This is a genomic window from Acinetobacter sp. GG23 (genome assembly GCF_057766365.1).
Map to the genome: position 1 here is coordinate 20,197 of NZ_JBYMDJ010000012.1, position 24,042 is coordinate 44,238.

General features: G+C 41.7%; 24 protein-coding genes. 15 read left to right on the top strand and 9 right to left on the bottom strand.

Annotation, left to right across the window (positions count from 1 at the left end):
• Positions 1-242: 242 nt before the first annotated feature.
• Both parC and AC3CAU_RS15710 read left to right on the top strand, forming a co-directional pair.
• Positions 243-2,462 carry a DNA topoisomerase IV subunit A gene (gene parC / locus AC3CAU_RS15705; protein WP_447053898.1) on the top strand — a complete coding sequence of 740 codons (2,220 nt, stop codon included), beginning with the start codon at positions 243-245 and terminating at the stop codon, positions 2,460-2,462.
• A gap of 146 nt (positions 2,463-2,608) precedes the next feature.
• Positions 2,609-4,285: an AMP-binding protein gene (locus AC3CAU_RS15710; protein WP_131216096.1), complete on the top strand. Its 1,677-nt coding sequence runs from the start codon at positions 2,609-2,611 to the stop codon at positions 4,283-4,285.
• Between the two features lie 42 nt (positions 4,286-4,327).
• On the opposite strand, the gene AC3CAU_RS15715 is transcribed toward AC3CAU_RS15710, so the two are convergent.
• Positions 4,328-4,708, bottom strand: a complete 381-nt coding sequence (locus AC3CAU_RS15715) for a hypothetical protein (RefSeq protein WP_131216095.1) — start codon at positions 4,706-4,708, stop codon at positions 4,328-4,330.
• Positions 4,709-4,814: 106 nt separating this feature from the next.
• Between AC3CAU_RS15715 and AC3CAU_RS15720 the strand changes: the two genes are divergently transcribed.
• Together AC3CAU_RS15720 and ppa are read left to right on the top strand one after the other, a co-directional pair.
• Complete coding sequence (locus AC3CAU_RS15720; RefSeq protein WP_131216094.1) at positions 4,815-5,213, top strand: MAPEG family protein; 399 nt, start codon at positions 4,815-4,817, stop codon at positions 5,211-5,213.
• 129 nt (positions 5,214-5,342) lie between these two features.
• The gene (gene ppa / locus AC3CAU_RS15725) at positions 5,343-5,879 is read left to right on the top strand and encodes an inorganic diphosphatase (protein ID WP_131216093.1); all 537 of its coding nucleotides are present in this window, start codon (positions 5,343-5,345) and stop codon (positions 5,877-5,879) included.
• A gap of 97 nt (positions 5,880-5,976) precedes the next feature.
• Here ppa and AC3CAU_RS15730 read toward each other — a convergent pair whose 3' ends face one another.
• Positions 5,977-7,302 (bottom strand): OprD family outer membrane porin, encoded by a 1,326-nt coding sequence (locus AC3CAU_RS15730; RefSeq protein WP_131216092.1) that lies wholly within the window; start codon positions 7,300-7,302, stop codon positions 5,977-5,979.
• Between the two features lie 579 nt (positions 7,303-7,881).
• Here AC3CAU_RS15730 and AC3CAU_RS15735 point away from each other — a divergent pair.
• Complete coding sequence (locus AC3CAU_RS15735; RefSeq protein ID WP_131216091.1) at positions 7,882-8,658, top strand: TorF family putative porin; 777 nt, start codon at positions 7,882-7,884, stop codon at positions 8,656-8,658.
• Between the two features lie 379 nt (positions 8,659-9,037).
• Positions 9,038-9,796: a TorF family putative porin gene (locus AC3CAU_RS15740; protein ID WP_131216090.1), complete on the top strand. Its 759-nt coding sequence runs from the start codon at positions 9,038-9,040 to the stop codon at positions 9,794-9,796.
• A gap of 245 nt (positions 9,797-10,041) precedes the next feature.
• Here the strand turns inward: AC3CAU_RS15740 and AC3CAU_RS15745 are convergent, their stop codons facing one another.
• The 3 genes from AC3CAU_RS15745 to AC3CAU_RS15755 form a co-directional block, all read right to left on the bottom strand.
• Entirely contained in the window at positions 10,042-10,191 is a 150-nt protein-coding gene (locus AC3CAU_RS15745) for a GNAT family N-acetyltransferase (protein WP_131216114.1), read from the bottom strand.
• Positions 10,192-10,429: 238 nt separating this feature from the next.
• Complete coding sequence (locus AC3CAU_RS15750) at positions 10,430-11,917, bottom strand: YifB family Mg chelatase-like AAA ATPase (RefSeq protein WP_447053899.1); 1,488 nt, start codon at positions 11,915-11,917, stop codon at positions 10,430-10,432.
• Between the two features lie 67 nt (positions 11,918-11,984).
• The gene (locus AC3CAU_RS15755) at positions 11,985-12,212 is read right to left on the bottom strand and encodes an accessory factor UbiK family protein (protein ID WP_131216088.1); all 228 of its coding nucleotides are present in this window, start codon (positions 12,210-12,212) and stop codon (positions 11,985-11,987) included.
• A 278-nt stretch (positions 12,213-12,490) separates the two neighbouring features.
• Here AC3CAU_RS15755 and glnK point away from each other — a divergent pair, with 278 nt between their 5' ends.
• The 7 genes from glnK (at position 12,491) to AC3CAU_RS15790 (ending at position 18,639) form a co-directional block, all read left to right on the top strand.
• Entirely contained in the window at positions 12,491-12,829 is a 339-nt protein-coding gene (gene glnK / locus AC3CAU_RS15760; protein WP_005094485.1) for a P-II family nitrogen regulator, read from the top strand.
• 60 nt (positions 12,830-12,889) lie between these two features.
• Complete coding sequence (locus tag AC3CAU_RS15765) at positions 12,890-14,293, top strand: ammonium transporter (RefSeq protein ID WP_131216087.1); 1,404 nt, start codon at positions 12,890-12,892, stop codon at positions 14,291-14,293.
• A 138-nt stretch (positions 14,294-14,431) separates the two neighbouring features.
• Positions 14,432-14,890, top strand: a complete 459-nt coding sequence (gene nrdR, locus AC3CAU_RS15770) for a transcriptional regulator NrdR (protein ID WP_067722460.1) — start codon at positions 14,432-14,434, stop codon at positions 14,888-14,890.
• A gap of 12 nt (positions 14,891-14,902) precedes the next feature.
• Complete coding sequence (gene ribD / locus AC3CAU_RS15775) at positions 14,903-16,006, top strand: bifunctional diaminohydroxyphosphoribosylaminopyrimidine deaminase/5-amino-6-(5-phosphoribosylamino)uracil reductase RibD (protein WP_447053900.1); 1,104 nt, start codon at positions 14,903-14,905, stop codon at positions 16,004-16,006.
• Positions 16,003-17,295, top strand: a complete 1,293-nt coding sequence (locus AC3CAU_RS15780; RefSeq protein WP_447053901.1) for a DNA adenine methylase — start codon at positions 16,003-16,005, stop codon at positions 17,293-17,295. The genes ribD and AC3CAU_RS15780 overlap by 4 nt, the downstream gene beginning before the upstream one ends.
• Before the next feature lie 27 nt (positions 17,296-17,322).
• Positions 17,323-17,982 (top strand): riboflavin synthase, encoded by a 660-nt coding sequence (locus AC3CAU_RS15785; RefSeq protein WP_447053902.1) that lies wholly within the window; start codon positions 17,323-17,325, stop codon positions 17,980-17,982.
• Between the two features lie 111 nt (positions 17,983-18,093).
• Entirely contained in the window at positions 18,094-18,639 is a 546-nt protein-coding gene (locus AC3CAU_RS15790) for a VTT domain-containing protein (protein ID WP_447053903.1), read from the top strand.
• Positions 18,640-18,749: 110 nt separating this feature from the next.
• Here AC3CAU_RS15790 and AC3CAU_RS15795 read toward each other — a convergent pair whose 3' ends face one another.
• From AC3CAU_RS15795 to AC3CAU_RS15810, 4 genes are all read right to left on the bottom strand, one after another.
• Positions 18,750-19,001, bottom strand: coding sequence for a hypothetical protein (locus AC3CAU_RS15795; protein WP_447053904.1), 252 nt, complete (start codon positions 18,999-19,001; stop codon positions 18,750-18,752).
• 107 nt (positions 19,002-19,108) lie between these two features.
• Complete coding sequence (gene blhA, locus AC3CAU_RS15800; RefSeq protein ID WP_131216081.1) at positions 19,109-19,741, bottom strand: cell division protein BlhA; 633 nt, start codon at positions 19,739-19,741, stop codon at positions 19,109-19,111.
• Positions 19,742-19,769: 28 nt separating this feature from the next.
• Positions 19,770-20,177, bottom strand: coding sequence for a DNA polymerase III subunit chi (locus tag AC3CAU_RS15805; RefSeq protein ID WP_131216080.1), 408 nt, complete (start codon positions 20,175-20,177; stop codon positions 19,770-19,772).
• Positions 20,170-21,618 carry a leucyl aminopeptidase gene (locus tag AC3CAU_RS15810; protein ID WP_447053905.1) on the bottom strand — a complete coding sequence of 483 codons (1,449 nt, stop codon included), beginning with the start codon at positions 21,616-21,618 and terminating at the stop codon, positions 20,170-20,172. The genes AC3CAU_RS15805 and AC3CAU_RS15810 overlap by 8 nt, the downstream gene beginning before the upstream one ends.
• 159 nt (positions 21,619-21,777) lie before the next feature.
• On the opposite strand from AC3CAU_RS15810, the gene lptF reads away from it, so the two are divergent.
• Together lptF and lptG are read left to right on the top strand one after the other, a co-directional pair.
• Entirely contained in the window at positions 21,778-22,878 is a 1,101-nt protein-coding gene (lptF, locus tag AC3CAU_RS15815; protein ID WP_131216078.1) for an LPS export ABC transporter permease LptF, read from the top strand.
• 2 nt (positions 22,879-22,880) lie between these two features.
• Positions 22,881-23,951 (top strand): LPS export ABC transporter permease LptG, encoded by a 1,071-nt coding sequence (gene lptG / locus AC3CAU_RS15820; protein ID WP_131216077.1) that lies wholly within the window; start codon positions 22,881-22,883, stop codon positions 23,949-23,951.
• The last annotated feature ends 91 nt before the right edge of the window (positions 23,952-24,042 follow it).

Consider the following 24,042-nt stretch of genomic DNA (forward strand, 5'->3'; position numbering starts at 1 on the left):
GATATATATCGCACTATTATCTAGTATAGCCAATTAAAATCATATTTATACTTAAGTTTAATAGAATTTTACTTTTATGCGGTTAAGGGTTTTAAGTTGCTTTGTAAATATAAAATGAATATTTTTATCTCATAAGACACAATTTGTCGTGCAGTATCATTGACTGCTCTTGTGTAGTCGGCAATCGCGACTTAGCATAGCCGCATAGATAAAAAACGAATTATTTAGGATTCCACGCTTTTATGACCAGCCTTGTGCATCATGCGACAGAAAATCGTTCCGTAGCAGAATTTACTGAACAAGCTTACCTTAACTATGCCATGTACGTGATTATGGATCGTGCATTGCCACATATCAGTGATGGTTTAAAACCCGTGCAGCGCCGTATTGTTTATGCAATGAGTGAGCTGGGTTTAAAGCATAGTGGCAAGCCGAAAAAATCTGCCCGTACAGTCGGTGATGTACTCGGTAAGTACCATCCGCATGGTGATTCTGCCTGTTATGAAGCGATGGTGCTGATGGCACAGCCGTTTAGTTATCGCTATCCATTTATTGAAGGTCAGGGCAACTGGGGTTCACCTGATGATCCGAAATCTTTCGCAGCAATGCGTTATACCGAAGCCAAACTTTCACTTTATAGTGAAGTGCTGTTGTCTGAGCTTGGTCAAGGCACCTGTGACTGGCAGGACAACTTTGATGGCTCGATGAAAGAACCGGTTAATCTGCCTGCACGCGTACCGAATATCTTGTTGAATGGTACCACCGGTATTGCCGTGGGTATGGCAACCGATATTCCGCCACACAACTTGCGTGAAGTGATTAAAGGCACCATCGCCCTGATTCGTAATCCGAACTTAACTGATGAGAAAGTTGCAGAATATATTCCTGCACCGGATTTGCCGACCAGAGCAGAAATTATTACCTCGGCTGATGATTTATTAAAAATTCAGACCACAGGTCGTGGCAGTTATCGCATGCGTGCGGTGTATAGCATTGAAAAAAATGAAATCGTGATTACCGAGCTGCCGTATCAGGTGTCGGGTTCAAAAATCATCACCCAAATTGCCGATCAAATGCAGGCGAAGAAACTGCCTTTGGTCAGCGATGTTCGAGATGAATCGGATCATAAAAATCCGACCCGTTTGGTGATTGTGCTACGCTCCAATCGTATTGATGCTGAAGCCGTGATGAGCCACTTGTTCGTAACAACTGACTTAGAGTCGAGCTATCGTGTCAATATGAACATGATTGGTGCTGATGGTCGTCCGCAGGTGAAATCGATTCGTCGTATTTTGCTGGAATGGATTGAAATTCGTAAGAGTACGGTCACCCGTCGCCTGCAATACCATTTAAATAAAATTGAAAAACGCCTGCATATTTTGGCTGGTCTTTTGATTGCATATCTGGATCTGGATACAGTCATTCGTATTATTCGCGAAGAAGATCATCCGAAAACTGAACTGATTGCACATTTCGGGATTGATGAAATTCAGGCCGAAGCCATTTTGGAGCTCAAGTTACGTCATTTGGCAAAACTTGAAGAAATGGAAATTCGCCGTGAACAGGAAGAATTGGAAGCACGTGCTGCCATTATTCGTGAACAATTAGCCAACCCAGAATCATTGAAAAATCTGATCATTACCGAACTGAAAGATGACGCCAAAAAATTTGGTGATGACCGACGTTCGCCAATCGTACAGCGCGCAGAAGCCGCCGCAATTAGTGAACAAGACCTGATGCCCGCTGACCCAGTGACTGTGGTATTGTCAGAAGCAGGTTGGGTTCGCTGTGCCAAAGGTCATGAAGTGGATGCAGAAAACCTGAATTTCCGGGCAGGGGATCAATATTTAAGTCATGCAACCGGTAAATCAAATCAGCGCACTTACGTACTGGATGAAACTGGACGTAGTTATGCGTTAGCGATTAACAGTTTGCCATCGGCACGTGGTTTAGGTGAGCCGTTAAGCTCCAAACTTGCTCCTGCAAACGGAATTGGCTTTATTCAAGTGCTGATTGCGGAAGATGAACAGGAAATTATTGCAGTAAGCTCTAAAGGCTATGGCTTTAAATCCAATGCAAAACAGCTTGATACCAATGCCAAAGCCGGTAAAGCATTCCTGACGGTATCTGAGGATGCCAAAGCATTGCCATTACAAATGGTAGAGGCCCATACGCATTTAGCTATTCTAAGTACCGCTGGTCGGTTATTGGTGATTGAATTGTCAGAATTACCAATGCTGAACAAAGGTAAAGGAAACAAGTTGATACAACTTGAAGCGAAAGAACAAATTTTGTCCATGACATTGCTTGGTTTAAATGAAATAATTCAAGTGGTTGCAGGGCAGCAACAATTAAAACTAAAAGGTGATGATCTTCAGAAGTATATTGGTAAAAGAGCGACGAAAGGTCAACTGTTGCCACGGGGATATCAAAAAGCAAATAAACTGTTCATTCAAAGATAAAACTAGCATCCATTGATCAAAATACGTTATATATGATTCGTATTCGTGTAAATGGATGTCATGTTATGCATAAACAAGTTAAATAATCAGCATAACATTGAAAAACAGTTGAAAACTAAGGATTATAGATTGGAGAGAAGGGCGTTATGGAAAAAATTTGGTTCGCTGAATACCAGAAAACAGGAATTCCGGAAACAGTAGAATTACCACCAGAAAATACCTCACTTAATGATGTTTTTGAACGTAATTTTCAAAAATTTGGTTCGCGTGATGCCTTTATCTTTATGGATAAAGTCTTAACATTTAATGAACTAGAAGAAGCAAGCCGTAAATTTGCAACCTATTTACAAAGCTTAGGTTTGGCAAAAGGTTCTCGCGTTGCAGTAATGATGCCAAACGTGCTGCAATATCCAGTGGTGGCACTGGGTGTATTCCGTGCAGGTTTGGTACTTGTGAATGTGAATCCACTCTATACCTCGCGTGAACTTGAACACCAACTGAATGATTCGGGTGCGGAAGCATTGGTGATCATTGAAAACTTTGCAACAGTTTATCAAGCAATTATTGGTAAAACACCTGTGAAGCATGTGGTCGTGGCTTCTGTTGGCGATATGTTAGGTGCATTAAAAGGCACATTAGTGAATTTTGTATTGCGTTCAGTACGCAAGCAAATTCCAGCTTGGGATATTCCAGGACATATCAAATTTAATGCTGCAATGTCTAAAGTCAGCGCAAGCAACTATAAACGTCCAAGTTTGACTTTAAGTGATACTGCTGTACTGCAATACACTGGTGGTACGACTGGTGTTTCTAAAGGTGCAGAGCTGACACATCGTAATCTTGTTGCAAACATGTTGCAGTGTGACGGTATTTTCCAAAGTAAATTTGGTGCACAAGATGGCGCGAAAGATGACCGTATTTTCTGTGCATTACCGCTTTATCATATTTTTGCATTCATGGTGTGTGCCATGTACGGCATGTATAAAGGTCAAGCCAATATTCTGATTCCAAACCCGCGTGACTTGCCCGCGGTAATGAAAGAATTGCGCAAATACCGTCCGTCATTCTTCCCGGCAGTAAACACTTTGTTTAATGCATTGGTGAACAATGAAGAGTTTAAGCAACTTGACCATAGCAACCTTAAAATGGCGATGGGTGGGGGTATGGCTGTTCTGGCTTCTACAGCTGAAGCATGGAAAAAAATTACCGGTACCAACATCATTGAAGGTTATGGTTTATCAGAAACTTCGCCGGTTGCGACTGCAAACCCGCCTTCATCAATGGAATTTAGCGGCACGATTGGTATTCCGTTGCCACTAACTGAAGTTGCGATTCTGGATGATGATGGCAATGAAGTGGCACTGGGCGAGCAGGGTGAAATTTCGATTCGTGGTCCACAAGTCATGAAAGGCTATTGGAACCGTCCAGATGAAACTGAAAAAGTCATGACCAATGGTTTCTTCCGTACCGGTGATATCGGTATTATGGATGCTCGCGGTTATGTGAAGATTGTAGACCGTAAAAAAGACATGATTCTGGTTTCTGGTTTTAATGTTTATCCATCTGAAATTGAAGACGTGGTCTCTAAACATCCAAAAGTATTGGAAGTTGCAGCAATTGGTGTACCTGATGAAAAATCGGGTGAAGTACCTAAGTTGTTTGTGGTGAAAAAAGATCCGTCTTTAACCACTGAAGAAGTACTTGCTTTCGCTAAAGAAAACTTAACCGGTTATAAACGCCCGCGCTATGTTGAGTTTATGGATGAATTGCCAAAATCAAACGTAGGCAAAATCTTACGTAAAGATTTACGTAAAACAGCATAAACCATGCAATAAAAAAGCGCCGTTCTCGGCGCTTTTTTATTTTTAATCTTTCATCAACCAGCGATCAATATAAGGACGCCCTATACCCATAATCCAGATAAAGGTCGTGATGCTACCGAACTGATAAATATATCGCTTTAAATCAAATGAACCAAAGCTATATAAATTATCAAGCACACAATAGAGGGCAACGACTGTAGTCCATATCCACAGGGCTTGACGCTTAATTCCCACCATCCAAAGTGCGACGATTGATATAACAATGGTGAAAATCAGAGAAAGTCTATTGAAGTTGGCACACATGACTGCAAGTAAAAATCCCACAATCGGCAACACAATTTTGAGTACACGATCTACTTTAAGTTGATGCAAACGCTGTTTTTCAAGGACATCCAACATTATTTGCTGATCTGGGTTGACCATAAGAGATCCTTATTCCTCATTAATAAAAACATTATAATTTAACAAAAATTATTACTGAACCGTCATGCTATGATACTGGGCAGAAAATCTTAATGAGAAAAATCAGATGCAAAACATCAGCGGAATAATCTATCTCATCTTAATTGCATGTTTATTGCCTTACGTTTTTACAATGATTGCAAAAAAAACCTCTGGCTTTAAAGGACGAGATAATCAAAATCCGCGCGATTTTTTATCTAAAACCACTGGCTTGGCCGCACGTGCTAATGCAGCACAGCAAAATAGTTTTGAAAGTTTACCTTTATTTATTGCTGCTATTTTAATGGCGGAATATATGGTGGTTCCTCAAACCGTAATCATGACTTTTGGTATTGCCTATATCGTGCTGCGTATTATTTATGGCATTTGCTATTTGGCCAATTGGGCAACGTTGCGTAGCATTATTTGGATCTTGTCTTTACTATGTCCAATTTGCTTATTACTTCTGGTGATTAAATTAACTTAACAGTGACATCAGTCTGTGGAAATACATATTTTGGCTTGGCGGATGTATAATCACAAAGTTATTTAATTCTCAAAAACCGTTATAATCGTGCCGGTTTAAATAAGATTTAACTTGTTAAAGAGTGATGCTATGAGCTACAGCAATATCCCAGCGGGTAAAGATGCACCAAACGACATCTATGTCATTATTGAAATTCCTGCAAATGCAGCACCAATCAAATATGAAATCGACAAAGATTCAGATGCTTTATTCGTAGACCGTTTCATGGGTACAGCAATGTTCTACCCAGCAAACTACGGTTATGTACCAAATACCTTGTCTCTAGATGGCGACCCATTAGACGTATTGGTTGTAACACCATATCCAGTTGAACCAGGTTCAGTGATTCGTTGCCGCCCTGTCGGTAAATTAAACATGGAAGATGACGGTGGTATTGATGCGAAGCTGGTTGCTGTACCGCACGAAAAACTAACACCAATCTACAAAGATGTTCAGGAGTACACTGATCTTCCTCCGTTATTGATCAGTCAAATTGAACACTTCTTCCAGCACTACAAGGACTTAGAACCAGGAAAATGGGTTAAGTTAAGTGGTTGGGAAGGTGCTGATGTTGCGAAACAAGAAGTGCTTAGCTCAATTGAAGCATATAAAGCTGCGAATAAATAATTCCGTTTGCTATGAAGTTGAACTTTTTAGTTAAACTTGAGCAAATAAAAAACCTGCACAATGTGCAGGTTTTTTTAGCTCTTAAACTTACTGTAAATTAAAATAATTTCACAGGAATATCTAGGAAAACACGCCATTCATTGGTATCACCAATGTAGGCATTTTCGTAGACATTATTAGCGCGGTAGATTGAGTTACGTACACGCAGGCTGGCATCCTTGGCAAAACCACTTTGAACCGTATATTTCACCTGGTTAAAGAACTCGTTTTCTTTACCTTCGTTTGTTTGACCTGCAACATTGATGTCCCAACCATAGACATAAGCAGTGGTCCAGTTCAAGCCAGCTAAGCCTTGGTTTTTGAAGTTATAGCTGTATTGAACTTGTGCAGATTTTTCATGGTTGCCGACGAAGTCAGACAAGTAAGAATTTGGCAAGTAAACGCTTTGAAAGCCATCAGCATTTTGACCATAGTCATAACCGACATTGCCAGTATTTTGCTGGTAAGCAAGCATAAGATTATGTGCACCAGTATTATAAGTACCTGAAATAGCCCAAATATTATTGGTCTTTTCTACACCAGCAACACCTGTTGTTGCATAGTCGGGAGCAACTTCACCAGTCGAAGAATATGTAGTCGCGTTTTTATCAAATTTAGTATGATAACCGCTGAAGTCATAAGTTAATGAACTGTCGTTGGCTAAAGCTTGCTTATAGTTGGCGTTGACATAATGACGGTCTAATTTATTTTTGCTGTCTAAGCCAAAGTAAGATGCATTTAAGGCATCACTGAATTTGTATTTAGCTCCCCAAACTACCGCCTGGTCTAAACGGTTACCGTCAGTATTGATCTGTTCAGACATTTGGTTCTTGGTGAATTTACCGGCTGTCAGTTCTAGACCGTTAATTTCGCGGCTGGTGGCAAGTACGCCTTCAAAGTATTCAGGAACCATGCGCCCAGTGTTGCTGGCAAGAACAGGCAAGTCTAAAACTTGAGTACCGTAACGTACTTCGGTGTTAGAAATACGTGCTTTTACATTTGCGCCGCCGCGTGCCCAGTGATCATAGGTATCACCAGCTTGTTTTTTGCCATTTAATGTTTCACGTGGAATCATTTGGTTACCGGCATGCTTGTTGTCACCCAACTTGAAGGATGCATCACCGACAATACCTACACCGAACCCAACAACACCTTTAGTGTATCCAGACTCTAAATCAAAAATTGCAGATTGTGCTGAAGAGCGAGTATCTGTACCTGCTGGAACATTTTTCTTATCGCGGTCAATAAAACCGGTACGGAATAAAACCGAACCTTCAGCATCTTCTATAAAGCCTTTAGCTTCGCTTTGCTCGCTCGCATAGGCCGTTGAGATTAATGCAGCTTGAATTAAAATCGCTAAAGTAAGTTTTTGTGTTTTTTGCATTGGGAGAAGGCCTTATACAAAATTGGACGAAGAAATTGAAGGAATTGTATACGTAATGTAGAGCAAAAAAATCTTTTTTTTATTGATTTTATTTCATTAAAGTTATGCATTCTTTGAATATAATGTTGCACCTTTGACTTAATAAAAATATTTAAATTTTGCTATTTGTTAAAATTATTTTACAAAACAATAATATATTTAAAGTATAACTGACTTGATAAGGAGTTTTGAACAGTTAAATACAGCTGAAATTTACTAATTAAGCTAAATTTTATGAAACTTTGCTGTTTTAGACTTTAGTCTAGTATGGATTAAAAGCCCGGATTTAGGAATGTTCATAAAAAGGCGAGTGAATAATCAGAAATTTTTAAAAAATTGTATCTCTCTGCAAATTTCATCTAAATTTTTAATCTAAAAATTTAATTTACTTCAATATTAAGCTGACTTATTGATTATTAGTTGAATGAAAGTAAGTTAGATTGATCTAAATAATTGACCAAGAAGGATAAAAAAGTTTTAAAATCCGCAGCCAAATTCATCGTTGAACAGAATCTTTAACTGATTCTACACGGGGTAAAAATGCTGCAAAATTCACACAAAGTTGCGTTATCTTTATTGCTTGCCATGAACACAATACCTGCATTTGCTGAAGAACAGTCAACTTTATCGGCAGCGGGAGCATTAACAGGCAGTTTTGCTGTGGTCAATAAATATATTTTCCGTGGTGGAGTTGAAAATGATGATGTCGCTCTGCAAGCTGGCATTGAGTATGCACATCAAAGTGGTGTTAGCGTAGGATATTGGGGTTCAACACTCGGTTATGACCCGTCTGATAATAGTAAAGATAAAGATCATGGTTTTGAACATGATTTTTATGTGGCGTATGCGCAAGACATTAACCCGGATTGGCGCTATAAAGTTCAAGGAACTGCTTATTACTACCAAGATGGCGGTACAGTTTATGCTGAAGATGGCGATGAACGTAAAACTACAGCATTTGATATATTAGGTGAATTGGCTTATAAAAACTTAACTTTGAGTACATCCCTAATGCTTACAGATGCTTCTTTCGCTAACGCAGGAGATGTGTATTTAAGTGCAGCGTACAGTTATGCTTTGCCGCAAAACTTTATGTTGAATACATCAATTGGCGCATCTGTTTATAACAGTAGTCGTGATGACAGCATGATTGAAACTAAAAATGAAGTTGCTTTTAATGAAGCGCGTATAGGTATGAGTAAAGAAATTGCCAATACGGGTGCGACAGCATCTTTTGATTATGTGGTCGGTGGTAAGGATCGCTTCGATACAGATTTTGATGATCAAGTTGTATTCGGTTTGAATTTTAATTTTTAAGCCTAAAAACTGTAAGTTTTTTAAAAGTGCATAAATTGTTTTAAATTTGTGCACTTTTTTTAGGCGTAATAAAATTGTGGGATTAAAAAATAGCTTCAAAAAGAGGCAGGATGTAAGTAAATATGACTCTTGCTTTAAAGCTGAAGTGAATTTCAATACTGAACACATTGGTTATAGTATCGAACAAGCTGTATTTTAATTAAATTTATTTTAATTAATTAAAGTTCAATATAAACAAAACTATATATGCATTTATTTTTTATTCTAGATGGCTTCTAAAGATCGTATTTCGTTTTTGGCATAGCAATTGCTATTACCTCATTGAGTTTATCGAAATAACCAAAAAAACCGTCGTAGTACGATGTGGGGGAATCAAACAATGAAATTAACTTTAAATGCATTATCTCTGGCTGTATTAGGCGCAGCATCTACGTTCACTTTTGCGGATGAAACATCTGCATCACCATTAGGCTTATCCGTAAGTGGAACTGCAGCATTAACCTCAGATTACCGTTTCCGTGGTATGACGCAAACATTCAATGATCCCGCTGTACAAGCCGGTTTTGTATTGTCACATGAGTCAGGTGCATATGCGGGTGTATGGGGTTCAAATGTTGATTTTGGTGGTACAGCCCACATTGAACTTGACCCTTACATCGGTTTTGCAACGACTTTGGATAACTTTGCAAATAAACCGTTATTAGATGTAGGTTTATGGTACTACGCTTATCCAAGTGAAAGTGACTTAAACTGGTTGGAATTATACGGTAAATTGACATTTAAAGATGTTTTTGTACAAGGTGCAAGTCTATTGACAGCAGTTAACTACAGTAATGATTTCTTGGGTTTAGACACTGATGCATGGTACCTAAATGCAACTTATTCTGTACCTTTTGGTGCAACTGGTTTTGGCGGTGTTGCTGCACTGGGTTATACACTGGCAGATGAAAATTATTTTGGGGGTGATGACAGCTATATTGATTGGAAAGCTGGTGTAACTTACTCATTTGCGTCTGTTAGTGGTCTAACTGCTGAATTGGCTGCGATAGGTACAGATATTGATACTGATGGTATGCCACATGTGGCAAGCCGTGGAGTAGAAACTGGGGCGGTATTTACCTTAACCAAAACATTCTAATTGCAAATAATTAAAAACCTTCAAAGTTTGGCTTTGGAGGTTTTTATGCAGGTGATTCATTGGCTACTGACACTTCCTTTCTTTGCGCTAGAAATAAAGAAAGGCTTTATTTTTGCTTATAGGGCAGAAAATACAGAATAATCGCTCACATGACTTTGATGTATATCGCCCGCCTAAAAGAAAGCTTGAAAATATTGAGTCGGTATAGGATCCAGGATTGGTTCCAGAACTGCTTTAAAACCAAATTAAGAATAGAAATTCGGATCGTCTAAAACTACGTAGTCTTTTGTACCCATCACTTTCAATTGATTCACGCTTGATCGAATCAGTGCTGAAGCTATACCTTGTCGTTGCCATTCAGGTAAAACAGCAATACGTGTCCCAAGCCAGCCCAGCCTTTAATACCAGAAGAAATTCTGACACGGCAGAGGAGATGGCTATATGTCCCACAATTTTCCGGTTTTGAACGGCAACTAAAGAAAAAATCAGCACATTTGCCCGTTTTAAGGCATCCACAATGAATTGTTCAGTATGACTTAAATATTGCTGATCTTAAAAAACCTATTCGATGATATCTGAAATAGCAGCCTAATCAGCAAGGCTTTCACTATGGATCAACATTTGCATTTTGGTCTAGCCTTGTTGTGCCCGATAAGACAACGCTTCAGTTAAATGCTGGCTTTGAATCTCGGAATGTTGGGATAAATCCGCAATACTTCGGGCGACACGTAATACCCGATGATAAGCACGCGCAGACAGGTTTAAGCGTTGCTGTGCCATTTCCATGATTTTTTGTGCTTGCGTATCCAAGGGAGCAAATTGCTCTAACTGTTTAGGGCTTAAAGCGTGATTCAGACATTGCTGTCGTTGTATTTGCAAATTATAAGCTTGAATCACACGCTCACGCACAGTCTGTGAATTTTCGACCGGTGCTGTATCTTGCAACTCATGCGCTTGTAATGGTGGGACATCCAGATGCAAATCAATACGATCGAGGAGTGGACCTGAAATACGGCTCTGATAACGCTTAATTGCATCTGCTGAACATTGGCAACGAATATCCTGATTAAAAGCATAGCCACAGGGGCAGGGATTCATTGCGGCAATCAGCTGAAAATTGGCTGGGAAAGTGATTTGTCTCGAAGCGCGAGAAATCACAATTTCTTTAGATTCCAGCGGCTGTCTTAAAACTTCCAATACTTTGCGGTCAAATTCAGGCAGCTCATCTAGAAATAAGACCCCTAAATGGGCCAAAGTGATTTCACCGGGTTTGGGATATGAACCGCCACCGACTAGAGCGATCGCTGAAGCAGTATGATGCGGTGCCCGAAAAGGGCGCTGTCCAAAGGGGTGCGAGGTATTGGAAACCGAATAGATGCTGGCAACTTCCAGATTTTCCTGGCTATCTAAAGGCGGTAAAATACTGGCAAGCCGTGATGCTAACAGGGTTTTACCTGTACCCGGCGGACCTTTGAACAATAAAGAATGCCCACCTGCTGCGGCAATTTCCAGAGCGCGTCGTGGACGCAGTTGACCTTTGACATCGGCTAAATCGAATCTGTACTGATCTGGCGCAGCCGTCTGACTGGCTTGATATTGCTGAAGAGGCTGCTGATTAGAAAGATGATCACAGACATCTTTTAGGTGCTGGGCTGCAAAAACTTCAAAATGAGGCAGTTGAGAGGCTTGCTGGGCATTTTGTTCTGGCAAGATCAGTTGATGTCCTAGCTGCTGGCAGGCAATCGCAATACTCAAAATCCCGGTAATGGGACGAAGTTGCCCATCCAAAGCCAGTTCACCAATAAACTCCAAATTGTCTGTAACATTTTCAGGGATTTGCCCGGATGCGATGAGGATGCCTAAAGCGATGGGTAAATCGAGACGTGAGCCATCTTTGGGCAAGTCTGCCGGAGCTAAATTGATGGTTAAACGCTTAGTTGGAAATTGAAAACCACTATTAATAATGGCTGAGCGTACCCGATCTTTACTTTCACGAACTGCCGCTTCAGGCAGCCCGACAATGGTTAAAGAAGGCAAACCCTGACTGACATGAACTTCGACCTCAATTAAAGGTGCATGAAGTCCAAGCAGACCTCGAGTATAAATTTTAGCAAAAGACATTATTATTGTTCCGTTATAGTGCGTTATTTTTAATCGTTTTGTGTCTTTTAGTGCACCAAAAAAGTGCTTATTTCTTGTTATTGATTTTAATCTCTAATGCTTCAACTTGTTTAAGCAGTTCATTTAAGCGTAAGTTGGCATTATTGAGCGCAGTACGTTGACGTTCAATTTCATCTTTTGAAACCAGATCCATCTTGGAAACAGCTTCATTGAGTAAGGCACGCAAATTGTGTTCAATATCTTTTTTTGGTTGATCTATTTGTTCGAGTATAGCTTGTAATAATGTTTCGATCATTGTTGATTCCCTAAGAGTGCAGAAGTAGCAGCAGTGTAGCATTGCTCAAACCTAGACCATAGCCCCCATCGATCAGATATAGTTTTGTTCGATGAGTAAAATCGTAAATTTTATAATAAAAATATCTGTTTTTTAAAGATCAGACTACGCTTAAAAGTATAAAATAGGTTATAAAGAAAACTCGTGTCGAAACTCTCTATTTTCCCCCAACCTTAGAAATTTTGGCACGAAATTTGAACATAAAACCTTACTGGTGAAAGAAGCCGAAGGAAACAAACATGAAGCTCGTAACTGCAATTGTAAAACCCTTTAAATTAGATGACGTGCGTGAAGCACTCTCTGAAATTGGTGTTCAAGGGATCACCGTAACTGAAGTCAAAGGCTTTGGTCGTCAAAAAGGTCATACTGAACTTTATCGTGGCGCTGAATATGTCGTTGATTTCTTACCTAAAGTGAAAATTGAAATTGCAATTAGCGATGATATGGTTGATTCAGTGATTGAATCGATTACGCGTGTTGCAAGTACAGGAAAAATTGGTGACGGTAAAATTTTCGTGACTAATTTGGAACAAGTCATCCGTATTCGTACCGGTGAAACAGGTGCAGATGCTGTCTAATTTGGCACGAAGTTTGCTGAGTACCTAATAACTCAAAAAATACTAGGTTGGGGGATACGAATGAAAAAGATGCTCATTGCGCTGAGTTTGTCTGGCGCACTCTTAGGTGGTTCTGTTGTATGGGCTGAAGAAGCTGTAACAGCATCCACTGCTTCTGAAGATGTCACAGTGGTTGAAACTGCTGATGCATCGTTAACAAATTCTGAATTGGCTGCAGCACCTGCTCCAGCTGAAGCAACAGCCGCACCTGTCGAAGAAGAAGTAAAATTAGATACAGGTGATACTGCATGGATTTTAGTGTCTACAGCACTGGTTTTGCTAATGACCATTCCAGGTTTGGCACTGTTCTACGGTGGTATGGTTCGCAAGAAAAATGTCCTCGGCACAATGGCACATAGCTTTGTTGCAGCGGCAATTGTGAGTATTACTTGGGTCGTGATTGGTTATAGCTTAGCCTTTGGCGAAGGAAATGCATTCATTGGTGGTCTGGATAAGATCATGTTATCCGGCATTACCACAGATGCCTTAACCGGAACAATTCCAGAAATTCTGTTTGTTATTTTTCAAATGACTTTTGCCATCATTACCGTAGCCATTATTACCGGTTCGATTGCAGAACGTATGAAATTCAGCGCTTTCGTTGCATTCATTACCATTTGGAGTATTGTGGTTTACGCGCCAATTACCCACTGGGTATGGGGTGGCGGCTGGTTAGGTAACGACGGCGCACTGGATTTTGCTGGTGGTACGGTCGTTCACATTAACTCGGGTGTCGCAGGTCTGGTTGCTGCATACATGCTTGGCAAACGTATGGGCTTGGGCCGTGAATCAATGGCGCCACATAACCTGGCTTTAACCGTGATTGGTGCCAGCCTGATCTGGGTGGGCTGGTTCGGTTTCAACGGTGGTTCTGCACTCGGTGCCAACGGTTCTGCAGGTTATGCATTGGTGGTTACTCAAGTTGCAGCGGCGGCCGCAGCAATTGCCTGGTTAATTACTGAAAAAGTGGTTCGTGGTAAAGCCTCGGTATTGGGCGGCGCATCTGGCGCGGTTGCGGGTCTGGTAGTGATTACCCCTGCAGCTGGTTTCGTGACTGTAGGCGGTGCAATGGCGATGGGCTTGATTGGCGGTGTCGTGTGCTTCTGGGGTATTACTGCGCTTAAACGTGCACTGAAAGCTGATGACTCTTTGGATGCTTTTGGTCTGCATGGTGTGGGTGGTATTGTCGGTGCAATCTTAACAGCAGTGTTCGCAAGTGAATTCATCATGGGCGATAAAGTTCCTGCAAATATGATGCATCAATTATGGGTGCAAATTGAAGGTGTACTTGCAACCATCGCTTACTCTGGTGTAGTGACTTTCATTATTCTTAAACTGATTGACCTGGTGATTGGCATTCGTGTTGAAGCGGATGATGAACGTATGGGTCTAGACTTAAGTCAACATGGCGAACGTGTAGAATAATAAAAAAGTCGATAATCAATATATTGTGTAAAATAGCCCGGAAGGGCTGTTTTTTTTCCATATCTTGCGTAAGTCTCTACAAAACGCAGAATTTTTGCTACACTCTAAATCCGATTTGATTTGTTCAATTAAACCGCTATGCATTGTCCATTTTGCAACGCCGCAGATAGTAAAGTTATCGATTCGCGTTTGGCTGCTGAAGGCTGTCAAATTCGTCGACGTCGTGAATGTATCAGCTGCGGAGAACGATTTACCACCTTTGAAACCTATGAAGTGGTGATGCCACGGGTGATTAAATCTGACGGCAAGAGCGAACCTTTTGATGAAGCGAAAATGCGCCGTTCATTGATGCATGCTTTACAAAAAAGACCGGTCACACAAGAGCAGATTGAAACTGTCCTCAGCGATATCCAATTACAAATTCGTCGCCTAGGTGAGCGTGATGTGAAATCACGCATGATTGGTGAAATTGTCATGCAATCCTTGTTTGCCCTTGATCATGTGGCTTATGTGCGTTTTGCCTCGGTATATCAAGATTTTCAGGATGTAGAAGCTTTTCGACGTCAAATTGAACAAATGCAACACCGTGAACATTAAAAGAGTTTGAAGATGTCTAAGTTAAGCCAAGATCCCATTCACCAAGATCAGCTGTGGATGCAACGTGCGATTGAATTAGCGCAACTTGGACAATACTCCACCAAACCCAATCCCAATGTCGGCTGTGTCATCGTTAAAGATGGTCAGTTAGTTGGCGAAGGCTTTCATCCTCAAGCTGGACAACCGCACGCGGAAGTCTTTGCCATGCGTCAGGCCGCAGATCTTGCTCAAGGCGCAACCGCTTATGTGACTTTGGAACCTTGTGCGCATTATGGTCGTACGCCGCCTTGTGCCAAAGGTTTGGTGGAAGCAGGGATTGCTAAAGTCATTGTCGCTTGTCCCGATCCAAACCCGTTGGTGGCAGGCAAGGGTGTACAAATTCTAAAAGATGCCGGCATTGAAGTTGAAGTTGGCATTTGTGAACAACAAGCAGAAAAACTTAATCTTGGCTTTCTTAAAGCCATGGCAACTGGCATGCCTTACGTGCGTTTAAAAATAGCCTCAAGCTTGGATGGTCGTACAGCCATGGCATCCGGGGAATCGAAATGGATTACCGGACCTGAAGCCCGTCAGGATGTGCAGCATTGGCGCGCGATTTCCGGTGTGGTGATTACCGGGATTGAAACGGTACTGGCAGACGACTGTCAGCTTAATGTACGTCAGCTCAATGGCATTGAAGATATCACCCGAATTGTTCAGCCGAAACGTCTGGTACTGGATCGTCAGGGACGTTTACCGCTTCATGCAAAAATACTGCAGCAGCCTGATACGGTGATGGTCATGGGACCTTTCCGTCAGGAATTGGCTGATTTAGGCGTGCTACAATTTGCAGTACAACCTTTAAAAGACTTGCTACACACCCTGTCTAAACAGCATCAAATTTACGATGTGCTGGTGGAAGCGGGGGCAACATTATCGACTGCCTTTTTACAACAACAGTTAGTCGATGAAATGATCAGCTATGTTGCACCGACATTTTTAGGTCAAGCAGCACGCGCAATGTTTAGTGCGGAATTTAGCCGTATGGCAGAGCAACTTCGATTTAAGCTCATGGAAGTCACCCAATTGGGGGATGATGTGCGCTTAAGGTTAATCCCTTCTCAAGAGACAGTATGAATTCAGAGTCTTCGGTTTATCATAAACGTCGTCATTCAGCACGTACCACAGACGAATATCTTTTCAATCAGCTTGTTCCGTATTTAGGTAATAAGCGTCGTTTACTTCATCTGATTTTGGAAGCACTTGAGAGCACGGGAACATTAAATAGCAAAAATGGTCGTGCCCCGATTTTCGCTGACTTTTTTGCAGGCTCCGGTGTAGTTTCACGTCTGGCGCGTCAAAATGGTTATCGCGTGATTGCCAATGACTGGGAACCGTATAGCCATGCTTTAAATAGTGCGATTTTATCCTGCACAGAAGCACCGGCATTTAAAGAGTTGGGTGGTTATCAAAAAGCTATTGATTACCTGAATCGTTTGCCGGAAGTCAAAGGTTGGGTGACGCATAACCTGTGTCCGCGTAATGACGAAATTTATGATCCAGCACGTGATCGTCTATTTTTCAAACGCCGTAATGGCATGCGTATCGACGCGATTCGTCAGCAAATTGCCGCTTGGCAGGCGCAAGGGGCAATTGATGATGTCGAGATGTCGGCATTGCTCGCACCGTTGCTTTATTCCGCAAGTTTTGTCAGCAATACCAGTGGCGTCTTCAAAAGTTTCCATCATGGCTGGGGCGGTAAAACCCAAACGGCTTTGGAACGGATTGAATCGTTACTCTGGCTGACCCCGAGTCGTTTCTGCGAGATTGGCGAACCGAAAAAACCGGCAGCCGAAATGTGGTGTGTCGATGCTCAGCATCTTGCCAATCAAATGAGCAGTTTTGAAGTGGATGTGGCTTATCTTGATCCACCGTATAACCAGCATGCCTATGGCAGTAACTATCATGTACTGAATGCTTTAACCTTGTGGGATCAGGCGGATTTACCAAGTCCAGATACCAAAGGCTATAAGAGCGGGATTGACCGTGCATGGCGTAAAGAGCGTCCAAGTCAGTACAACTCTTCCAAGCATGCCAAAGAAGCCTACGAGAAATTGGTTGCGACAATTAATGCACGTTATATTCTGACCAGTTATTCTACCGATGGTAATATTGAAGCCGGTGATTTGCTGCAAGCGAATTTAAAACGTGGTCGTGTGACTCTGTTAACACAAGATGTGCCACGCTATCGTGTTAGCAAGCAACGTCAGTCAGAACGTGCACGTGTATTAGAATTTATTGTGATTACCGATACCCATGCCAAATCTGGTCCACCGCTGCGCCAATTATTGGGTCAGTTGTATCATTTTGCTGAACTGGGTGGTGTTGATACCACGGGCGTGAGTACACAACTGGCCTTGTGGTAAAACAAATACAGAATTAGAGAATAAGTTATGTTTACAGGCATTATTGAAAGTCTAGGCAAAGTGGAAAGTTTACAAAGCGTGGGCGGTGATGTGCGTTTGCGTATTGGCACCAGTCTCGACATGTCAGATGTTCATTTGGGCGATTCAATTGCCACCAACGGGATTTGCCTCACCGTGATTGAATGGGGCGAAAACTGGTATGCGGCCGATGTGTCGCGTGAAAGTTTAAACCGCACCACCTTGGGCAGCTGGAAAGTGGGTCAGCGTGTGAACGTGGAAAAAGCCATGTTACCAACCACACGTTTTGGCGGTCATATCGTCAGCGGTCATGTCGATGCTGTGGGTGAAATTACCGTTGTGCGTGAAGATGCCCGCTCAATTTATTATGAAGTAACTGCACCTGCTGAGATTGCCAAATATCTTGCTGAAAAAGGTTCGGTGACTGTGGATGGTATTAGTCTGACCATTAACCATTTACGCGGTAATGTGATTAGCCTCAACCTTATTCCGCATACGGCTGAAAGAACCAATATTGGCACATGGAAAACCGGTGCCAAAGTGAATCTGGAAGTCGACGTTTTAGCACGTTATATCGAGCGTTTAATGCTTGGTGATAAGGCGGCTGAAGTGAAAGAGCAATCAAAATTAAGTATGGCATTTCTTGCAGAAAATGGCTTCTTGAAGTAAAAATCCATAGAATAGAAAACAGTCTGGTTGAAAAATCAGACTGTTTTTTTATTTCTATTTATGGTTTTTAGTAATTTATGCAAATAATAAAGTGCAAGTGGGTAGGTGCAAATGCTTGATTTTTTAATGCATATTGAACAATGGTTACCGAATTTGCTGGATCAGTATGGTTTATGGATTTACGCCATTTTATTTCTGATTATTTTGGCGGAAACCGGTTCTGTATTCATGTTCTTCTTGCCTGGGGACAGTCTGTTAATTGCTATTGGCGCACTGTGCTCAACCACCGATGTGATCCATTTAAACTATATGGGGCTATTACTTTTTAGTGCCTCTGTATTGGGCTATATCGTCAATTATTATACTGGTCAGGTGTTGGGATTTAAATTCTTTCATGAACATTCACGGTTTTTGAAACCTACATATATTGTTAAAACCAATCATTATTTTAGCAAGCATGGTGGAAAAACCATTCTGGTTGCACGCTTTGTGCCGTTTGTCCGTTCATTTGCACCTTTTGCTGCAGGGGCGGGGCACATGAATATTTTCAGTTTTATGCTTTATAATGTCGTAGGCGGGCTGATCTGGATTAGCTTGTTATTAGCTATGGGCTATGGTGTAGGCAATATGCTGGGACTTGCTGTAGATTTAATTTAGTTTTTAATGATTTAGGCCGGATTTGAATTTGCTTGAATTGAATAAAAAATTCAATCTATGTATTAAAATAACAATAGCCCACCGAAGTGGACTGTTTTGATTGATCTATTTCAGTGTTTGGTAATCGTGACTGCTGTACTTCCCACCCACGAGCTTAATGCGGCAGGAATAGAAACAGAAAATAGTCCTTTTTCAGCTTCTCGGGAAATATAAATTGAAACTGAGTGGAAGTCGGCATGGCTAATCCATAAATCTTGAGCAGATACACTCCATTTTTCACCCGAATCCAGTGCCGCAATTTGAGTGGAAATTTGGTTCAAGATATCCATTTTTTCTTCCTGAATAAGATGATGTTTAAGCATTTCAAAGTCATGTTTTTAAATAGATTTAAAAACATGACTATCTTGTGACATAAACATGTCATTTATATGACAGTGGAAAAATAGTCTGGATAAATTGCGATGAGAAATTAGTGCTTTGGTTTCTCTGTCGATAAATCAGAGTTTTTCAAAATGTAGTCAATTTCGTCTTGGCTGGCTTGATGTAACTTGGCACGAAATACCGTAACCGCCTGTTCAATCAAGGTTTCAGCTTCTAATTCGAGACGTAAACGCACGCTTTCCAGTTCGGATAGCATTGCAGTGTCAGGAATCGACCGCATGCCTTTAGAAAAATTCAGTGCTGAGCCTTCAGGATTTTTATGATAACGTGCTGTATAAACATGGGTTTCATGCTCTAAAGTTTGCCGGATAAAGGCCAAGGTTTGGGTTTGTTCGGCAAACTGTCGAGCTTCATCTAGCTGCAAGGCTTGAGCATAAGCAACTTGTTCAGCACGTTTATTTTCCAGAGATTTTTCTAGCGCAAGCTGCTTGCGAATGCGTGCTTCTTCAATCAGTTGTGCCTTACGTTCTACATATGCACGCTCAATTCTCTCAAAAGAGTGTTGTTGTGCTTCTTTATCCTTTTCCAACCACTTTTGGATATTGGTTTCAGGTTTCAGCACATTGCAGACACGGTGTAGGTCATCAATAAATACCTGACGAACAGCTTCAGGCACATCTAACCAGCGCTGTTTAAAATCTTGACCGACATTTAATGCCACCTCGTATCTCCTTATTTCAATTGACCGGCTAAAGCTTGAAAGTTCGCGGCTCAATACCTAGACGTCGATATTGTTTAAATTTTTCGCGACCCAGTTGTTTTGCCGATTCATTATTTTCGATGATTTCTATAATGTGACTAAATTTATCAATCTGTTCAAGCGCTTGATTGTTAAAATTAAACACAATCCAGTCAGATTGTTCCGGCAGTCGAGATGAAATACAAATAGGAGCATGTTCCTGATCAATCCCATGCGGAATAAAGCTGCTAGGATCAAAACTCCATAATTGTTCATCAAGCTGTTGCTGCAATTTTGTGTCGGAACAATATAACCAGATATGTTCCGATTGTTTCAGAATTTTGCGGCACAAACGGCAAGTGCTTTCCACTTGCCGCTCATTACTTTTTTCAAATAGATAAAAGCTAACTTTAGCCATTCGACTGCGCACGGTTTGCCAAGAATTGAACCAGTAATGGAACAGGGCGGCCAGTTGCACCCTTGGCTGTACCTGAGTTCCATGCTGTTCCGGCAATATCTAAATGTGCCCAGCGATATTCACGGGTGAAGCGTTGCAAGAAACATGCGGCAGTTACAGCACCGGCTTTAGGCCCACCAATGTTGGCAATGTCAGCAAATGGAGAATCCAGTTGTTCCTGATAATCTTCAATCACCGGCATGCGCCATACGCGGTCAAATGAGGTTTGACCTGCAGCGGTAATTTCAGCTGCAAGTTCATCATCCGATGTAAACATACCGGTTAGAACAGAACCTAAAGCAACCACACATGCACCAGTCAAGGTTGCGATATCAATCACCAGCGCAGGATTAAAACGTTTGATATAGGTCAGCGTATCGCATAACACCAAACGGCCTTCCGCATCGGTATTTAAAATTTCGACGGTTTGACCGCTCATGGTGGTCACGATATCACCCGGGCGTGTCGCATGACCCGACGGCATGTTTTCAGCAGCCGCAATTGTACCCACAACATGAATCGGAAGTTTTGATTCACACAGCGCACGCATCGTACCGAGTACAGAAGCAGCACCACACATATCGAATTTCATTTCATCCATGCCAACGCCTGGTTTGAGTGAAATACCGCCGGTATCAAAAGTTACCCCTTTACCCACCAGCACGATTGGTGCCTGTTCGGCATTGGTCTGGTATTCCATGGTAATGATGCGTCCTGGACGATCTGAACCTTTGCTGACTGCCAGGAACGCGCCCATGCCGAGATCGGCCATTTGCTGTTCATCAAGAACGGTTACTTTTAACAGATCCGGATATTCTGCCGCCAAGGCTTGCGCCTGTTCTGCCAGATATTCAGGGAAACAGATATTGCCCGGACGATTACCCAAATCACGAGCCAGGTTTTGGCCCGATTGCACCGCGTGAATCAGGCTGAGTTGTTGTGCATTTAAATTACTGTTGTTTGCGATAAGATAAATGTCTTCAAGGATGAATTCATTTTTCTTCGATTTATATTCATCAAAAGCATAGCTGGCTTGAGTTAAAGCCAAGGCAAATAAATAATGTTGTTCTGGCGCCAAGGCAGAAATATCAATGCTGATCTGTTTGAATTTTTTTTGTGACGCTTTGATAATAGTTTGTGCGATTTTTGCTAATTTGGCCGGTTGAATTTCAGCTGCCTTATCAATACCAATCAGGGCACTGTTGGTACATGCCGCCACTTTCCCAATCAGGGGCAGCGATTCAGTTAGGCTGGCTTTAAATTGGGCTGCTTCTACTAATGTATTTAAATCATTGATTTCATAAGTAGTCGCTGGCTTTTGAAGCTGTTCAGAATCGACTAATATCAACAAAAATGGACTAGATGCATTCTCTTGGAATGACGTATTAATTGTCAGTTTCATGTTCTGTATTCATGCCTTTAAAAGTTTGCAAACCATTAAACCATTGAAACATTTCTATGAATAGAGTTTCAATGCGCAACAACAGTATAGGTTTTATATTTTCAACATTCGGGTAAACTAGCGCTAGTTTTTATTAGCCTCTTTTTTGGAAGAATTAATTTGATTATTCGGCGTTATCTGGTCAAGCAAGTGGTGTCTACATCCTTGGTTGTGATTGCCTTGCTTACCTTGATCATGATGGGTGGTCGACTGATCAAGTACTTTGGCATTGCGGCACAAGGTCGTTTAGATGTCAGTATTTTGTTCAGTATTATTGGTTATCGGCTACCGGAATTTTTAACCCTGATTCTTCCACTGGGCTTTTTTATCGGTTTGATGCTGGTATTTGGCCGTTTGTATGTCGACCATGAAATGGCGGTAATGAACGGCAGTGGCGTCAGTCGCCATCAGTTGGGAAGGTTACTGATTCCGCTGACCGTGGTATTTCTGGCTGTTCAAACTGTCTTGATGGTCTGGATGTCTCCTTGGGGGCTGCGTCAGTTTGAAGAGTTGACCACCAATCAGGCGGTCAGAACCGGTTTCGATTTGGTGCGTCCCAAAGAGTTTATTTCCTCCGGTCCCTATACCATTTATGCTGGAGATTTGTCAGAAGACCGGCGTAATCTTAAAGATGTGTTTTTCTATCAACGCGCGGAAAAACCAGGTAAACCGGATGTCATGATTCTGGCAAAAGAAGCCACTCGTGTAGAAGTGGCCAATGAAACGGCCAGTATTGTCGATTTATCTGAAGGCCGCCGTTACGAAATTTTTCCGGGAAAACCAAAATATACCCAAGCAGAGTTTCAGTCCTATCGTTTACGTTTAGAAAGTGATGCTGAAGCCAAATTTGAAAGTGCAGAAGTGGAAGCATTGCCGATTGGCAAGCTCTGGAACAACCGTACCGATCCGGTTGTGGCGAGTGAATTGGGCTGGCGGATCTTCGTGCCATTTTCAGTACTTGTGGCTTTGATCCTGGCGATCGCACTTTCAGAAGTGACTCCCCGTCAAGGACGTTATTTAAAACTATTCCCCGCCTTGCTGATTTTCGCCAGTTTGATTGTGGCACTCATGGCATTGAAAACACGTGTCAGTAAAGATGAGTTAGGAATCTGGGCATATCCTTTGGTCTTGGTCGTGTATGGCATTGCTGGAGCATTGTTCTCCAGAAAACAAAAGCTCGCCCCTAAAATCAAGAAACGAATTCAGCAGGCGAGGTCTTAAAAATGTTAGCACGTCGAATAATTGCCAAACATGTGACCAAAACCACGGCATTGGCCATGCTGGGGGCCACAGCAGTGCTTTCTGTTTTACAAGTGCTGTTTACCTATTTGGGTGAATTGGGTTCACTGAATGAAAACTATGGTGCCTGGCAGGCATTTCTCTATGTGTTATGGGGTGCACCCCGCTATTTATATGAAATTTTACCTATTTCTGCCTTAATTGGTGCTGTTCTCGGTTTAGGGGCTTTAGCGTCTAATAGCGAACTGGTGGTGATGCGTTCGGTGGGAGTGAGTCTATGGCGTATTGTAGGCTGGGTGATTCGTTCGGCTCTAATTCTGGTGGTTTTATCCTTTGTCCTGAGTGAATGGGTAATTCCTTATACCAATGAGCAAGCCAAAAGCGTGAAAGATCACCGGAGTGTAAGTTCACTGGGTGAAGTCAGCGGTTATTGGACCCGCGAAGGTCAGCGTTTTATTTATATTGATTATGCCAATGCACAAGGGCAACTGAAACATGTTCAAGTCGTAGACTTTGATGACAGTTATCACTTGAAAGGGGTTCTAAATGCAGAACAAGGTCAGTTCGTTAAAGATGGTGATTGGAATCTAAAGACTGCTTCACAAATGGATATTTTGCCGCAAGGTAATTCAACCTTGGTCAAAACTGATCAGCTTCCTCTGGCTTTAGCCCTACAGCCAAAATACGTGCATATGGTCACTATTGACCCCGAAGATTTATCACCTAGCCAATTAATAAGTTTTATGAGCTACATGCATGAATACAGCCAGGTGCCGAAAACCTATAAGCTGGCATTTTGGCAAAAAGTCGGTTCGCCATTTGCTTTAATTGCCTTGGTACTGATTGCCTGTTCCTTTATTTTTGGTCCCTTACGTCAACAGTCGATGGGTTTCCGTTTGGTGATTGCCTTGTTTATTGGCTTAGGATTCTTCTATCTGCAAGACTTCTTGGGCTATGCAAGTTTGGTGTATTCACCTTCACCGGCATGGTTCGTATTTGTACCAATTGTGCTGATGATGCTGGTGGGCGGTTATTTACTGCGCCGTGCACGTTAACTGTTGAATAGAGAATGATAAAACAAGGTGCATGATCAGCTTTAGTCCTGATCTGCACATAGAGTCTTGACCGAAAATTCGGTAAGATATA

Coding starts and splice junctions, on each gene's coding strand:
- parC (WP_447053898.1), top strand. CDS start 243: ATGACCAGCCTTGTGCATCATGCGACAGAAAATCGTTCCGTAGCAGAA.
- AC3CAU_RS15710 (WP_131216096.1), top strand. CDS start 2,609: ATGGAAAAAATTTGGTTCGCTGAATACCAGAAAACAGGAATTCCGGAA.
- AC3CAU_RS15715 (WP_131216095.1), bottom strand. CDS start 4,708: ATGGTCAACCCAGATCAGCAAATAATGTTGGATGTCCTTGAAAAACAG.
- AC3CAU_RS15720 (WP_131216094.1), top strand. CDS start 4,815: ATGCAAAACATCAGCGGAATAATCTATCTCATCTTAATTGCATGTTTA.
- ppa (WP_131216093.1), top strand. CDS start 5,343: ATGAGCTACAGCAATATCCCAGCGGGTAAAGATGCACCAAACGACATC.
- AC3CAU_RS15730 (WP_131216092.1), bottom strand. CDS start 7,302: ATGCAAAAAACACAAAAACTTACTTTAGCGATTTTAATTCAAGCTGCA.
- AC3CAU_RS15735 (WP_131216091.1), top strand. CDS start 7,882: ATGCTGCAAAATTCACACAAAGTTGCGTTATCTTTATTGCTTGCCATG.
- AC3CAU_RS15740 (WP_131216090.1), top strand. CDS start 9,038: ATGAAATTAACTTTAAATGCATTATCTCTGGCTGTATTAGGCGCAGCA.
- AC3CAU_RS15750 (WP_447053899.1), bottom strand. CDS start 11,917: ATGTCTTTTGCTAAAATTTATACTCGAGGTCTGCTTGGACTTCATGCA.
- AC3CAU_RS15755 (WP_131216088.1), bottom strand. CDS start 12,212: ATGATCGAAACATTATTACAAGCTATACTCGAACAAATAGATCAACCA.
- glnK (WP_005094485.1), top strand. CDS start 12,491: ATGAAGCTCGTAACTGCAATTGTAAAACCCTTTAAATTAGATGACGTG.
- AC3CAU_RS15765 (WP_131216087.1), top strand. CDS start 12,890: ATGAAAAAGATGCTCATTGCGCTGAGTTTGTCTGGCGCACTCTTAGGT.
- nrdR (WP_067722460.1), top strand. CDS start 14,432: ATGCATTGTCCATTTTGCAACGCCGCAGATAGTAAAGTTATCGATTCG.
- ribD (WP_447053900.1), top strand. CDS start 14,903: ATGTCTAAGTTAAGCCAAGATCCCATTCACCAAGATCAGCTGTGGATG.
- AC3CAU_RS15780 (WP_447053901.1), top strand. CDS start 16,003: ATGAATTCAGAGTCTTCGGTTTATCATAAACGTCGTCATTCAGCACGT.
- AC3CAU_RS15785 (WP_447053902.1), top strand. CDS start 17,323: ATGTTTACAGGCATTATTGAAAGTCTAGGCAAAGTGGAAAGTTTACAA.
- AC3CAU_RS15790 (WP_447053903.1), top strand. CDS start 18,094: ATGCTTGATTTTTTAATGCATATTGAACAATGGTTACCGAATTTGCTG.
- AC3CAU_RS15795 (WP_447053904.1), bottom strand. CDS start 19,001: ATGCTTAAACATCATCTTATTCAGGAAGAAAAAATGGATATCTTGAAC.
- AC3CAU_RS15805 (WP_131216080.1), bottom strand. CDS start 20,177: ATGGCTAAAGTTAGCTTTTATCTATTTGAAAAAAGTAATGAGCGGCAA.
- AC3CAU_RS15810 (WP_447053905.1), bottom strand. CDS start 21,618: ATGAAACTGACAATTAATACGTCATTCCAAGAGAATGCATCTAGTCCA.
- lptG (WP_131216077.1), top strand. CDS start 22,881: ATGTTAGCACGTCGAATAATTGCCAAACATGTGACCAAAACCACGGCA.